This window comes from Pseudomonas sp. V98_8 (assembly GCF_029967975.1).
Lineage (GTDB): Bacteria > Pseudomonadota > Gammaproteobacteria > Pseudomonadales > Pseudomonadaceae > Aquipseudomonas > Aquipseudomonas umsongensis.
On the sequence record NZ_JASCAE010000065.1, the window covers coordinates 1 to 13,579 of the forward strand.

11 protein-coding genes and 1 pseudogene are annotated in these 13,579 nt (G+C 60.2%); 10 read left to right on the top strand and 2 right to left on the bottom strand.

Annotated elements, in window-relative coordinates; translation table 11 throughout:
* Window positions 1–91 precede the first annotated feature (91 nt).
* Window positions 92–2,377 carry an Orn/Lys/Arg decarboxylase N-terminal domain-containing protein gene (locus tag QLG10_RS21165; RefSeq protein WP_282487969.1) on the bottom strand — a complete coding sequence of 762 codons (2,286 nt, stop codon included), beginning with the start codon at window positions 2,375–2,377 and terminating at the stop codon, window positions 92–94.
* Entirely contained in the window at window positions 2,374–3,783 is a 1,410-nt protein-coding gene (gene potE, locus QLG10_RS21170) for a putrescine-ornithine antiporter (RefSeq protein ID WP_033039173.1), read from the bottom strand. The genes QLG10_RS21165 and potE overlap by 4 nt, the downstream gene beginning before the upstream one ends.
* A 182-nt stretch (window positions 3,784–3,965) precedes the next feature.
* Here potE and QLG10_RS21175 point away from each other — a divergent pair, with 182 nt between their 5' ends.
* From QLG10_RS21175 to QLG10_RS21220, 10 genes and pseudogenes are all read left to right on the top strand, one after another.
* The gene (locus QLG10_RS21175) at window positions 3,966–4,319 is read left to right on the top strand and encodes a hypothetical protein (protein WP_110753147.1); all 354 of its coding nucleotides are present in this window, start codon (window positions 3,966–3,968) and stop codon (window positions 4,317–4,319) included.
* Window positions 4,320–4,525: 206 nt separating this feature from the next.
* Window positions 4,526–4,942: an organic hydroperoxide resistance protein gene (locus tag QLG10_RS21180; protein WP_033039169.1), complete on the top strand. Its 417-nt coding sequence runs from the start codon at window positions 4,526–4,528 to the stop codon at window positions 4,940–4,942.
* A gap of 695 nt (window positions 4,943–5,637) precedes the next feature.
* Window positions 5,638–6,285 carry a hypothetical protein gene (locus tag QLG10_RS21185; RefSeq protein WP_110752979.1) on the top strand — a complete coding sequence of 216 codons (648 nt, stop codon included), beginning with the start codon at window positions 5,638–5,640 and terminating at the stop codon, window positions 6,283–6,285.
* A 365-nt stretch (window positions 6,286–6,650) separates the two neighbouring features.
* Window positions 6,651–7,568, top strand: coding sequence for a LysR substrate-binding domain-containing protein (locus QLG10_RS21190; RefSeq protein ID WP_248679276.1), 918 nt, complete (start codon window positions 6,651–6,653; stop codon window positions 7,566–7,568).
* Between the two features lie 253 nt (window positions 7,569–7,821).
* On the top strand, window positions 7,822–9,009 hold the full coding sequence (locus QLG10_RS21195) for an aromatic ring-hydroxylating dioxygenase subunit alpha (RefSeq protein WP_282487970.1): 1,188 nt from the start codon (window positions 7,822–7,824) through the stop codon (window positions 9,007–9,009).
* Between the two features lie 12 nt (window positions 9,010–9,021).
* Window positions 9,022–10,467 (top strand): aldehyde dehydrogenase family protein, encoded by a 1,446-nt coding sequence (locus QLG10_RS21200; protein ID WP_110752975.1) that lies wholly within the window; start codon window positions 9,022–9,024, stop codon window positions 10,465–10,467.
* Window positions 10,468–10,472: 5 nt separating this feature from the next.
* A pseudogene (locus tag QLG10_RS21205) lies at window positions 10,473–10,637 on the top strand (rubredoxin); the annotation flags it as partial.
* Window positions 10,626–11,870 carry an FAD-dependent oxidoreductase gene (locus QLG10_RS21210; RefSeq protein ID WP_282487975.1) on the top strand — a complete coding sequence of 415 codons (1,245 nt, stop codon included), beginning with the start codon at window positions 10,626–10,628 and terminating at the stop codon, window positions 11,868–11,870. The pseudogene QLG10_RS21205 and the gene QLG10_RS21210, both read left to right, overlap by 12 nt.
* Before the next feature lie 10 nt (window positions 11,871–11,880).
* Window positions 11,881–13,209, top strand: a complete 1,329-nt coding sequence (locus QLG10_RS21215) for an FAD-dependent oxidoreductase (protein WP_282487971.1) — start codon at window positions 11,881–11,883, stop codon at window positions 13,207–13,209.
* The gene (locus tag QLG10_RS21220) at window positions 13,206–13,577 is read left to right on the top strand and encodes an ethanolamine utilization protein EutQ (protein WP_110752969.1); all 372 of its coding nucleotides are present in this window, start codon (window positions 13,206–13,208) and stop codon (window positions 13,575–13,577) included. Before QLG10_RS21215 ends, QLG10_RS21220 begins: the two co-directional genes overlap by 4 nt.
* Window positions 13,578–13,579 lie beyond the last annotated feature (2 nt).

The following is a 13,579-nucleotide window of genomic DNA, read 5'->3' on the forward strand; positions in this document are numbered from 1 at the left end:
GGCGATGTGTCAGTCAACTAAACAGTGGCTGACACTCCGCCTTCGCGAGCAAGCCCGCTCCCACAGGGGTTAGTGTGAAAACCCGCTTATCTCATTTCAGTACCAGCATCCGATAAACCCCGGCCTCGGCTTCGATGCCGTGGGTGTCATGGGTGAACCCCGGGAAGGACCTGTCGAAGGCTTCCAGTGCCTTGAGATAGGCCAGCAGCGGCCCGTCGGCAGCCCCGGCGTTCTCACCCGGCATCAGCAAGGGAATGCCCGGCGGATACGGCACGATGCCGGTGGCGGCAATACGCCCGGCGGCTTGTTCCAGGGTGACCAGTTCGATGTCGTTGCGCACCAGTTTCTCGTAGGCCTCCACCGGGCTGAAGACGGCTTGCGGCAGCGTGCCGAACGCCTGGGCCATGGCCGAGGTGGTCTTGTGCAACTTCATGGCGGCGAAGATTTCGTCCGCCAGGTCCTTCAGGCCCATGCCGGCGTAACGGGTCTGGTTACCGGCCAGCAGGTCGGGCAGGCACAGCTCCAGTTCGACGTTGTCGTCATAGTCGCGCTTGAAGTCCAGCAGCGCGTTGACCAGCGTGCCCCATTTGCCCTTGGTGATGCCGATGGAGAACAGGAACAGGATAGTGAAGTCGGTGGTTTTCTCGACGACGATACCCTGGCGTCCGAGGTACGCCGTCAGCACACAGGCCGGGATGCCCGTGGCCAGCAGGTTGCCGTCGTCACCCATGCCGGGGCTGAGCACCGAGACCTTGATCGGGTCGAGCATGCAGTAGCCTTCCTCGATGTCGCCAAAGCCGTGCCACACCTCGTTGGGGTGCAGGACCCAGCATTTGGGCTCGGTCTTGAGCAGCAGCGGATCGACTTCGTGGAACGGCACCGTGGCATTGCCCACTTGCACGGTGGGTGGCTGCCAGCAGGTGAAGAACCAGTCGTCCTTGCTCGACATCTCGTGGTGCATGCGTGAGATGACCTGGCGGAACGACACGGCTTCTTCGATGGATTCGCTGGTGAGGATCTGCCCGCTGGGCGCTTCCATCATCGCCGAGCTGACGTCGCAGGAGGCCATGATCGCGTAGTTGGGCGAGGTCGAGGCGTGCATCATGTACGACTCGTTGAAGCGTCCGTGTTCGATCGGGTTACGGCCATTGCGCACGTGAATCATTGAGGCCTGCGACAGGGCCGCCAGCAACTTGTGGGTCGACTGGGTGGCGAATACGGTCGGCTTCGAAGCATCGTGGTCGTCCGGGCTGCCGTGCATGGCGTGGCGGTCGCGGTACAGCGGGTTGAAGCGCGCATAACCGTACCAGGCTTCGTCGAAATGCAGGCGGTCGACACTCTGGCCCAGCAGTTCTTCGACGCGGGTGACGTTGTAGGTCAGGCCGTCGTAGGTGGAGTTGGTGATGATCGCGTGGACCGGCGTCGGGTCGATACCTTCCTTGACCAGTGGGTTGTTGGCGATGGCCGCTTTCACGCCCTCGCTGCTCAGGGTTTGCGGGAGGATCGGGCCGATGATGCCGTAGCGGTTACGCGTCGGTACCAGATAGGTCGGCAGCGCCCCCGAAAGGGTCATCGCATGCTCGGCGGACTTGTGGCAATTGCGGTCGCACAGGGCGATCTGGTTACGCGTGACGCTGGCCATGAGGATCACGCGGTTGGACATCGACGAACCGTTGGTCACGTAGTACGTGCGATGGGCGCCGAACACCTTGGCCGCATAGCGCTCGCCCTGGCCAATGGGGCCACTGTGATCGAGCAGTGAACCGAGTTCACCGACCGAGATCGACAGGTCGGAACGCAACAGGTTTTCCCCGAAAAACTCGTAGAACGCCCGACCCGCCGTGCTTTTCAGAAACGCCGTGCCACCGGCATGACCGGGGGTGTGCCAGGAGTATTCGTAGGACCTGGCAAACTTCACCAGCGCGCCGAACATGGGCGGCAGGGCGGCCTGGCGATAGCGTTCGATGGCCGCCAGGATACGTCCGCTGAGGAAGCGGCTGGTGTCCTCCGGTAGCCAGATGAAGTCGTCGGCGTGTTGCATGACCAGGAGCGGAATGCTCGAGGCGGTCGTGCGGTCGCTGATCAGGAACACCGGCACGCGCGTGTTGCGCTCGCGCAGCTTGACCAGCAACTTGATGCAGTCTTCGTGACCTTCGCTGGTGTCCATTTCCCAGCTGATCAGCACGCATTGAATGGCCGGGTCCGACCGCAGGATCGACGCGGCATCGCTGAGGCTTTCCGAGGCCAGTACGCTGACGCCACGTCCCTCTACGTCACTGACCAATTGAGTCAGGGCGCGACCAAACACCGTGCGCTTGTCCGCTGGGTTGCTGACCACCAGCGCGAGCATCCCGAGTGAGTGTTTATATTCCGTCATGCGTGAATCTCCAGAGTGGCTTTTTTCAGGCTATTCACCGGCACCGGTTGGCCAGTGATGTGCTGCGCGCTGACGGTTTGTGTCGGCACGCTGTTGTTGAGTGCTTCAAGGCGAATCAGGCGGTTGTTGACGAAGCCGAACAGGGTGTAGCCGAAAATGGTCGCCACGCCGCCGAGCATCAGCGCCTGTTCGCCGGAACTGTAGAGCGCCAGGTAGCTGTAGGCCGCCGCCACCCAGGCAATGATGTTGGTAGCCAGCGCCTTGCCGGCCGGTACGTTGGAGACCTTTTGCATGGTCATCAACGCGGCCATGGAGAGGATGTACGGCACCAGGTTGGTGACCACCGCGAGGTTGACCAGCGTGTCGAACTGTTTACTGAGGTCCGGGCTGATGGTGAGGAAACCCAGGGCCGTCTGCGCCGCCAGCAGCACCAGCATGCCGACGATGGGCGTCCCGGCCTTGTTGGCCTTGGCGAAGATCGACAGGAAGTAACCGGTGTCCGCCGAGCTCTTGTAGACCTGGGCAATGGTGAACTGCCAACCCAGCAGCGAGCCGATGCAGGCCAGTACCATCGCGGCCATCACAATGTCGCCAACCAGTGGGGTGAACATCTTCGCGAAGACCAGGCCGAACGGTGCGGTAGAGGCGGCCAGTTCCGGGTTATCGACGATGCCGGCAATCACGTTGGTAGAAACGATGTAGATCACTGCCGCACCCAGGGTGCCGCCGAGCACCGCGATCGGTACGTTCTTCTCGGGGTTTTCCACCGCATCGGTGTTGGCGCACGCTGACTCAAGGCCCAGGAATGCCCACAAGGTGATCGCCACCGAGGCACCCGCGGCGTCGTACCAGGCCATGTTGTGCGGGTTCCAGCCGGCGGCATACACGCTGCTGTCGAACCAGAACCAGCCAACGGTGGACACCAGCACCACCGGTGCAATCACGCCCCATACGGTGACGGAACCAATGCGGCCGGTAATGCGCGCACCGCCAAAGTTGGCGAACGTGGTGATCCACAGTAATGCGATGGTCGCCAGGCCCACTTGCAGTGAGTCCAGTTCAATGTGGAACAGTTCCTGGATGTAGCCGACCGCGGTAATGCTGATCGCCACGTTGGCAATCAGCAACGAGAGACCATAGGTGTAGTTGGTGATGTAGTTACCGGCCTTGCCGAAGGTGTACTCGGCATATCCCCCCATGCCGCCGGTTTTTCGACTGAGCATCCCGCATCGCGCAAACGCGTAGGCCAATGCCAGTGAGCCGGTGGCTGTAATCAACCAGGAAAGAATTGATATCGATCCGACTTCCGCCAGTTTCGACGGTAGTAGCACAATGCCTGAGCCCAACATGTTGACCGCAGTCAACATCGTCAGTTGCCCCACACTCATTTTCTTTGCGACTGACATTCCGTTGCCTCATTAGTTGGCGGTGAGAGCTTATCTATAGCAAAGTTTTGAAATGTCGCAAGAAAATGACTTTCGGTTACTGACGCAAGTCAATCAATTGCATAGAAGGCATTATGCTGGCCCCCAGATTTCTCGCATGTTGCCAGAATCGCTTTATTTTCAGGCGGTTAGGTGGAATGCAAATGCGCAATGTCTGGGTCGCGCTGATCTCTTTCAGCGTTGCGGGTCTTACAGTTTCTGCCCAGGCCAGGGAACTGAAGCCCGGTGATACTTATATGTGCAGTTGGGGCGCGGGGACGGCGGCAAGAGCCCAGGAACTCAAGTTGTCCGGGGTTTCGCTGTATGCGGCACGGCAAAAAATCCAGGCGTACAAGTTTGCCAAGCCATGGATGCGGATGATGGCAATGGGCATTACCGAACAAACTTATGACAGCCCGACACGGCTCAAGCCTGCCGCGGTCCGGCAGAGTTTTTATGATGATTGTGTGAAGTACAAGTTGGCGAGTAAGCGCGAGCATGCTCGCGAAAAACTTTAGAGCGGCGCGGGGTGTCAAGCTCCCCGCGTAATCGTGGACCTTCATCGCGAGCCTGCTCGCGCCTGCAAAGTTTGCGTGTTGCAGGAGGGCCTTTGTCGGATCGGGCGCTGGGTCGGGCACCGCCGTCTATATTGAATGCCTGGCACCAAGCCGGAAGACTGATTCACCTGACATTGCATAAACCTCAATTCAATCAGGAGATCATCATGACCCAGCTCGACAAAGTCCTGTACACCGCAAAAACCCATACCACCGGCGGCCGGGACGGCGCCTCGCGCAGTTCCGACGGCATCCTGGACATCAAGCTGTCGTCCCCGGGCGCAGGCGGCGGTGGCACCAATCCGGAGCAGTTGTTCGCCGCCGGTTGGTCAGCCTGCTTCATTGGCGCGATGGGTGTGGCTGCCAAAGAACTGAAAGTGGCACTGCCCAAGGACGTGGCCGTGGATGCCGAGGTGGACCTGGGTACCAATGAAGGCGGCTATCTTCTGCAGGCCCGGCTGAATGTGAGCCTGCCGGGACTGGATCGCGAAACCGCACAGAAACTGGTCGACACCGGCCACAAGTATTGCCCGTACTCCAAGGCCACCCGCAACAACATCAACGTGACATTGAAGTTGGTCTGACTTGAAATAAACCAACGCGCTTGGCGACAGTGTGGAGAAGCAGTGTCGCCAAGACTCAGTCAATATTAAATACTCAATAATGGGTTGTTACTGTTGCGATGTTTCATATATGCCTAGAGGCTAAGTTGATCCGCAGGCACAAGAATTTTTTCTGTGCCCGGGATGCTTGAAATCGACAAATCCTGAAAATAGTATGACTGTTTATGGGCGGGCGGCGTCAACCAGCCCTCTAGCAATTGACTCCACTTTTTATTCCATGACAACTAGTGGATCCAATTACAAGTGTCGACGCTCATGTAATCCAACGAGCTCAGCTGTCATGGGCCTCAACGGGTTAGTTGGTGGCAGATCATCCATGTCGGTGGCGCCCGACGCCGCTACCGCTTGTCGGTGCTGTGGTTAAAAAATGAACATTTGCGCGCTGTAGGCCTCTGATCCTGCAGCACGGCATCCATGGCCGGCTCTCGCAATCGAAAAAAAGAAGCGGAAATAGAACCTCAAATGCAGTTAATGCAGATGGGGATTTTTTTACCCGAAAATTGAGAGGTAGTCACTAAGATGTCATCAACTCCCTGACTGAACCAATAGGATATCGATAATAATCTATTGGTCGGTTTTCCTGTATGAGCAAGGTCGAACAGAAAAAAACTGCTGCTTGACCGATCTGTACTGTCGAACAAGGTGGAGAGATTCCCGTGGCAATAAATACAATGATGAGCCTGATCGAACATAAAGAATTCATGGAGTTTTTGCGGCTGGGCGTTGTGTATGTTCATTTGCTCGCCTGTTGTGTGGCGATAGGTTTGGTGTTCACCAGTGATATTGCAATGGTCAGGGATATATTGAAGCGTACAGTGTTCACTGAACATGACAATGCGCACATGGAAAGTCTTCAGAAGTCTGTTGTGGTTGCGTTGATCTGTCTATGGGTGACAGGCACTGCCATCATCGGCATCGACTACCTCGACAAAGGCCTCGAGTACTTCATGAATCCGAAGCTTCAGGCCAAGGTGATCATTGTCGTGCTGCTGACCTATAACGGCGTCCTGCTGCACCGACTGGTATTGCCGGCCCTGCAAAAGGCAGGCTCCTTGCTCGACCTCGGATTCAGCGCCCGAATGCTTGCCCTGTTTTGTGGGGCACTATCGGCGGTGTCGTGGCTGTACGCCGCCATGCTCGGCGTCGGCCGTCCTTTGGCCTGGAAATACTCGCTCTCCGACCTGTTGATGGCGTACCCGGTTCTGATCATGCTCGGTTTCTTGACGATGCTGGCGCTGACTCAGCGAGCCAAGCGCCACAACACGACCGTCACGCCGCAATGGGCGGCAGCCGGCATGCAATGACTGGGTGACGCGCGAACGCCGGGTTCGTTGGCGCTGAAGTGAAGACGGTCCTGGCGGCAGGTTTTGCGAAGTAACGTCGCCAGGACCTGAAAGCATTCGGTGGCCCAGGCCAAGTGGCACCACTCTGACAGGGCGCTCGCGCAGCGCCAAGGGGCAGGCCTTGGGCCTGCTGTGCATCGGGATGATGCTGGCGGGCGTCATCAGGCTCAAACGGGTGCAATCAAACCGAGGCTCTATCTTCGTTGACAGGCAGGCTTGCCGATAGAGGTGGCCTTGAGCATGTGAGTTTTTCGCCGCTGTGCACCTGCAATGACAGGGGCTAGACTGCCGCGATAAAACCAAAATAACGACGTGACCTGCCTTGTATGAAAATCCACCCGTTACCCCCTCTCAACAGCCTGGTCGCGTTTGAAGCGGCAGCGCGCCATTTGAGTTTTACCCTGGCGGCACAAGAATTGAACGTCACCCAAGGGGCAATCAGTCGACAAGTTCGCCTGCTTGAAGACTATTTGGGCAAGGTCCTGTTCGAACGCACCACCCGCACGATTCACCTGAGCCCGGCAGCCAGCCAATACTATGAGACGGTCCGTGCGTCATTGCTGCAGATTGCCCAGGCTACCGGTGAAATTCGCCATTGGCAGGGCGCCGAGCAAGTGACGGTCGCAACCAGTACGGCGATGGCGTCCCTGTGGCTGTTGCCGAAAGTGAGTGAGTTTCAACGGGAGAACGAAGAGATCGATCTTCGAATCATCGCCCATGACCAGGTCAAGGATTTCTCGCGCCTCGACTGTGACCTGGCCTTGTATTACTGCCGGACACCGCCCAGGGACATGCAGGTCACGCCGTTGTTTTCCGAAGAAGTCTTCCCGGTGTGCAGCCCCGCTTACCTGGCCAAGCACCCGGCCTTGAACCAGCCCGAGGAGCTGGCTGCCTGCACTTGGTTGTTCCTCGACGACCCGCAGCGTGACTGGATCGGCTGGCCCGAATGGTTCCGCAACCTGGGCCTGAAAAACGTCGAGCCCAAACGCCGGATCAATATCAATAGCTACTCGATGCTGATCCAGTCAGCTATCAGTGGACAAGGTATTGCACTGGCCTGGTCCAACCTGGTCGACGATTACCTGCATACGGGGGCCTTGGTGCGACCGCTCGACACGGTTTTGCGCACCGATGCGCAGTTCTGCTTGCTGGAGCCCTTGGCGCGAGGCGGTATGCGGCAAAGTGTAAAACGCTTTCGCAGTTGGCTGATGAATCAACTTCCAGCGCCACAGGACACGAAGTAACGAAGTGGTCATGGCTACCCGTCAACCGAACTGAATCACCTTTGGTTTTAATCCCTCGAACCCTCGGTATTTTCAATGCCGAGCGGCCACATTGCATGCGCTGACTTCCCGTTTATTCATGACATAAAGTCATGAATGGCGCCGGAAATATCGTTTGTCGAGACCCCCTCTGTTTTCCCAAACTTGCTGCCAGCGGACCTTGGCCGATGAGCCTGCCGACCTTCAATACCGTGCCCAGCAGGGGAGAACAATAATGAGCAGCATCCAGCAAATTCCTGTGCATCAACTTGAAACCGTCCTTAATCCGATTCACGAAGCGACTGGCCTTGGCAACGAGTTCTACACCGAACAACGTTACTTCGAGCTTGAGCGCGATCAGGTCATGGGTAAGACCTGGGCCTGTGTCGGTTTCGCCAGTGACCTGGGCAAGGCCGGTTCGGTCAAGCCTGTCGATTTCATGGGGTTGCCGTTGCTGCTGATGCGCAACCGTGAAGGCCTGGTGCAGGTGTTCCATAACGTTTGCAGCCACCGCGGGATGAAGCTGGTGGAGGAGGCCGGTGAAGTACAAGGCGTCATCCGCTGCCCTTACCATTCCTGGACCTACGACCTCAACGGCGGCCTGCGTGGGACGCCCCATGTCGGCGGCATCGACCAGCACAAGGATGAACGCTTCGCCTGTGAAAAACATGGCCTGAAAGCCATCCGCAGTGCGATCTGGATGGACATGGTGTTCATCAACCTGTCCGGCGACGCACAACCGCTCGAAGACATGCTGGCGCCCCTGACCCAACGCTGGACGCAGTTTCTCGGCGAGGACGGCATGAACCTGCTGCGCCGCCGCCCGGGCCATGACGCCACGACGCTGGACATCAACTGCAACTGGAAACTGGCGGTCGAGAACTACTGCGAGGCCTATCACCTGCCATGGGTGCACCCGAGCCTGAACTCGTACTCACGCCTGGAAGACCACTACAACATCATTTTCGACCAGCATTTCGCCGGCCAGGGCAGCTACGCCTACAACCTGTCGGATGTCGCCGGTACGCATCTGCCGAAATTCCCCGCCTGGCCGCTGGATCGCCTGCGCAACGCCGAATATGTCGCGTTCTTCCCGAACGTCCTGCTCGGCATCCAGGCTGACCATGCCTTCGCCATGCAGCTGGAGCCGGTTTCGCCGGGGCGCACGATCGAACATTTGCGCCTGTTCTATGTGGGCGACGACGCCGCCACCAACGAGGAGTTCAGCGCTTGCCGCGAGGCGATCCTGGAGTCCTGGAAAGTGGTGTTCGCCGAAGACATCAGCTCCGTCGAAGGCATGCAGAAAGGGCGTCATTCCCCGGGCTACAAGGGTGGGGCGTTCTCTCCGGAAATGGACATTCCGACGCACTTCTTCCACCAATGGGCCGCCCGTCAACTGCTGGCCACCACGCCGTCTGCCTGAGGAGGTTGTCCCATGTATCCGATAGCCTCCCACTGGCTCAATTACATCGACGGGCAATGGAGCGACAGCATCCAGCGCCTGACAGTGAACAACCCCGGTACGGCCGAGCCGCTCGCGACCATTGCCCAGGCCACCGTCGACGATGCCGAGCGTGCGCTGCTGGCGGCACGCCGCTGTGCCGACAGCGGTGAGTTGAACCGTGTGCGACCGGCGCAACGCGTCACCTGGCTGCTACGCATTGCCGAGGAAATCCGCGCCGTGGCCGATGAGGGCGCCTGGGTGCTGTGCCAGGAAAACGGCAAGCGCCTGAGCGATGCCCGGGACGAGTTCATCGAGGCGGCGCGCTACTTCGAGTATTACGCCGGCATGGCCGACAAGATCGAGGGCACGTCGATCCCGTTGGGCAACGGCTACATGGACTTTACCCTGTACGACCCCATGGGCGTTTCGGCACAGATCGTTCCGTGGAACTTCCCGGTGTCGATCTGCGCCCGTTCGCTGGCGCCGGCCCTGGCGGCTGGCAACGCGGTGGTCATCAAGTCCCCCGAGCTTTCACCGCTGGGCATGTGCGTGCTGATCCGCGCCATTGCCAAGGCCGGCTTGCCCGACGGCGCGGTCAACCTGATCTGCGGCCGCGGCCGCGAAGTCGGCGCGTATCTTGTCAGCCATCGCGCTGTCGACCAGATCGTGTTCACCGGTTCTGTACCAACGGGCCAGTCGATCCTGTGTGATGCCGCGCAGCATGCGATTCCCAGCGTAATGGAGCTGGGCGGCAAGTCCGCGGCGATCGCCTTTGCCGATGCAAACCGCGAGCAACTGCTGGCCAGCGTCCAGTCGGGCATTTTCTTCAACGCCGGCCAGGTCTGTTCGGCAATGTCGCGGCTGCTGGTGCAACGCGACATTTATGAAGAGGTAGTCGAGGCCGTGGTCGCCATGGCCGAGGGGCTCAGCGTCGGTCTGGGCCAGGACAACGCCGACCTCACCCCCGTGGTCAGCGCCGGGCAACTGGCGGGCATCGAAGCCTTGTGCCGCCGCGCAGTGGAAGACGGTGCAGTGGCGGTTACCGGGGGTGAAGCATTCGCTGACCGGGCCGGGCATTTCATGCGCCCGACCGTGTTCCGCGACGTTACCCCGCAGATGTGCATTGCCCAGGAAGAAGTGTTCGGGCCGGTCCTGGCGATCCTGCCGTTCGACACCGAAGAAGAGGCGATTGCCATCGCCAATGGCACTGAATTTGGCCTGGTCGCCGGCGTGTTCACCCAGGACATCAGCCGCGCCATGCGCTGCACGCGCCGCCTGAAATCCGGCCAGGTGTTCGTCAATGAATGGTATGCCGGTGGCATTGAAACGCCTTTTGGCGGCGTTGGTTTGTCGGGCTTTGGTCGGGAAAAGGGCCAGGAAGCCTTGTACAGCTACGTGCGCACCAAAAACGTGGCGATCCGGGTCGCCGGGGAGTGAATAGCATGTTTAAGACTTGGCTTTGCATCGTGTGTGGCCTGATTTACGACGAAGCACTGGGATGGCCGCAGGACGGCATCGTCGCCGGCACCCGCTGGGAAGATGTCCCCGAAGACTGGATGTGCCCTGAATGCCACGTGGGCAAGGCAGATTTCGAGATGCTCGATATCAGTGAGTACGCTCAGGCGGCCACGGTCGCAACGGTGCCGGTCACTGCGCCGCCGCTGCCTGTTGCCGCGCTGTCGCCGCGCCAGCCAATCGTCATCATCGGCAGCGGTTATGCCGGTTACGGCCTGGCCCAGGCGTTGCGCAAGGCCGACCCCAAGGTCGAGATCCGCGTGCTGACCCAGGAGTCCGGTCACCTGTACTCCAAGCCCGCGCTTTCGATCGGGTTGTCCCAGGGCAAGAGCGCCCAGGCCTTGTCCGGCGAAACGCCACTGGCCATCGAGCAGCGTCTTAACCTGCGGGTTTATCCGCACTGCAAGGTGCTGGGCATCGACAGTTCGGCGCGGCGCCTGCGCACCAGTTTCGGTGACATGGAATACGGCCAGTTGGTCCTCGCCAGCGGTGCGCAACCGATTCGGTTGCCGATCCAGGGCGATACTTCAGCGCTGATCAGCGTCAACAATCTGCAGGACTACCAGGGGTTTCGTGAGCGCCTGGGCGGCGTGCGGCGCGTCGCCATTCTTGGGGACGGCCTGATCGGCTGCGAGTTTGCCAACGATCTGGCCCATAACGGGTTTAGCGTCGATGTCATCGGCCTGGGCCGCTGGCCAATGGAGCGCCTGTTGCCCGCCGAGGCCGGGCAGATGCTGCAATATGCGCTGGGTGAACTCGGGGTGCGGTGGCATTTGCAGAACACGCTGCAGGGCATCGACGCCAGCGGGCAGGGCTATCGCCTGACGCTCGCCGATGGCCACACCCTCGAGGCGGACCTGGTGTTATCCGCCGTTGGTCTGCGCCCCGACCTGAGCCTGGCCGAGAGCGCTGGCGTGGCGGTTGGACGCGGCATTCAAGTCAACGCCCAACTGCAAACTTCAGTACCGGGCATTTACGCCCTGGGTGACTGCATCGAGATCGGCGGACAACTGCTGCCTTACCTGGCGCCGATCAACCAGGGCATCCAGGCCCTGAGCAAAACCCTGCTCGGCCAACCGACCGCTGTCGACTACCCCTTGATGCCCGTCACGGTTAAAACCCCGGCCGCGCCGCTGTGTCTGTTGGCGCCTGCCAGCGCCTGCGAAGGTCAATGGCGCTGCACGCCGACGGAGGATGGCTTGAGCGCCGGTTTCTACGATGCCCGCGGCCAGCTCAATGGGTTTGTCCTGCTCGGTCGCCAAGCGCAAACGCAACGCAGCGCATTGCTGCAGTCCTGTCAGCACTCTCAGCAGGCAGTTGCCTGAGGCCAGACACATGAAAAACACGATCAACCTGCCTTACGACGATGCGAGTTGCGGCTGGTATGCAGCGTTGCCCGAGCAACCGGCCTGCAGACGCCTGTCCGGCGAACAGCGTGCCGACTACGCCGTCATCGGCGCGGGCTTTGCCGGCCTGGCGGCGGCCCGTCGCCTGGCCGAGCATCATCCGCAAGCCCGTATCCTGCTGGTGGATGCGCAACGGGTCGCCCATGGGGCCTCGGGGCGCAACTCGGGATTCGTGATCGACCTGCCGCACAAGTTCGCACTGGAGCATCCGGACCCCGCGCACAAACAGCGCTTGCTGTCGCTCAACCGCGCCGCGATTGCGCAGTTGCAAGGCCTGGTCGAAACCCGAGGGATCGATTGCCAGTGGTCTCATGCCGGTAAATATCAAGGCGCCGTCGGCGAGCGTGGCCTGGCTTACCTGGATCATTTCGAACGCCTGATGAGCGACCTCGGCGAACCGTTTCGCCGGGCCGATAGTGCAGAGCTGGCCAAGGTGTTGGGCACCGGCCATTATCGCGGCGCCATCTACACTCCCGGCTGCTACCTGATGCAACCGGCGGCGTTGGTCACGGGCCTGGCCCGGACCTTGCCGGCCAACGTCCAACTGCTGGAAGAATCACCCATCCAGCGGCTGGAGCGCGACGGCCGTGGCGGCTGGATCTTGCACGGCACGGCAGGGCAGATACGTACCCCGCAGTTGCTCCTGGGCACGAGCATCTTCACCCAGGAGTTCGGCTACCTGCGCAATCGCCTGTTGCCGGTCATGACCTTCGCCAGTTGGACCCGTCCCCTGACCGATGCTGAGCTGGCGACCTATGGCGGCCAACTGGACTGGGGACTGACCCCGGCGGATCACGCCGGCACCACGGTGCGCATGACCCAGGACCGCCGCCTGATTATCCGCAATACCTACAAGCACGTGCCCAAATACGGTCGCAGCACCAGCGATGCCATGCGTTCGAAAGTGCAGGATGCGCACCGCAAGGCCTTCCTGGCGCGCTTCCCGCAGTTGGCGCAGGTGCCTTTCAGTCATACCTGGGGCGGCGTCTACGCCATCTCGCGTAACTTCACCAACTTCTTTGGCGAACTGGAAACCGGTGTCTACGCGTCGGCGTGCGACAACGGCGTCGGTGCCGCCTGGGGCACCATCTCCGGGACAATGCTGGCTGATCTCGCGGTGGGTGCCGAATCTGCCCAGCTCAACGATATCCGTGCGGTGACCGGCATGCCGTCGCTCAACCCGCCAGAACCCTTCCTTGGCCTTGGCGTTCGTTCGCGCATTCGCCTGGCGGCCTGGAACAGCCGGAGCGAGCTATGAGCCGGGTGGATAAAGGCAGCTCCCGGGTGATGCGCATCGACCATCAGGACCTGGATTTTACCGTTCGAGGTGGCCCGCCAGGCGCCGCGTATGTGGCGCGAGCCCTTAGCAACGAAGTCTCGCCGAACATCGGTGTGGGTTTTGCCCGCTGGGAAGGTGCGCAAGTGGCCTGGACGGTGCTGTATGACGAGGTGATTTTCGTCATCGAAGGGTGCTTCGAGTTGCAGGTCGGTGACGAACTGTTTGCCGTCACACCCGGCCAGTTGCTGTGGATTCCCGAAGGCACCGAACTGGTATACGGCGGACACGCGTTGTTCGGGTATGTGGTTCACCCAGGCAACTGGAAGCAACTGCACGGTTTGGCTTGAAC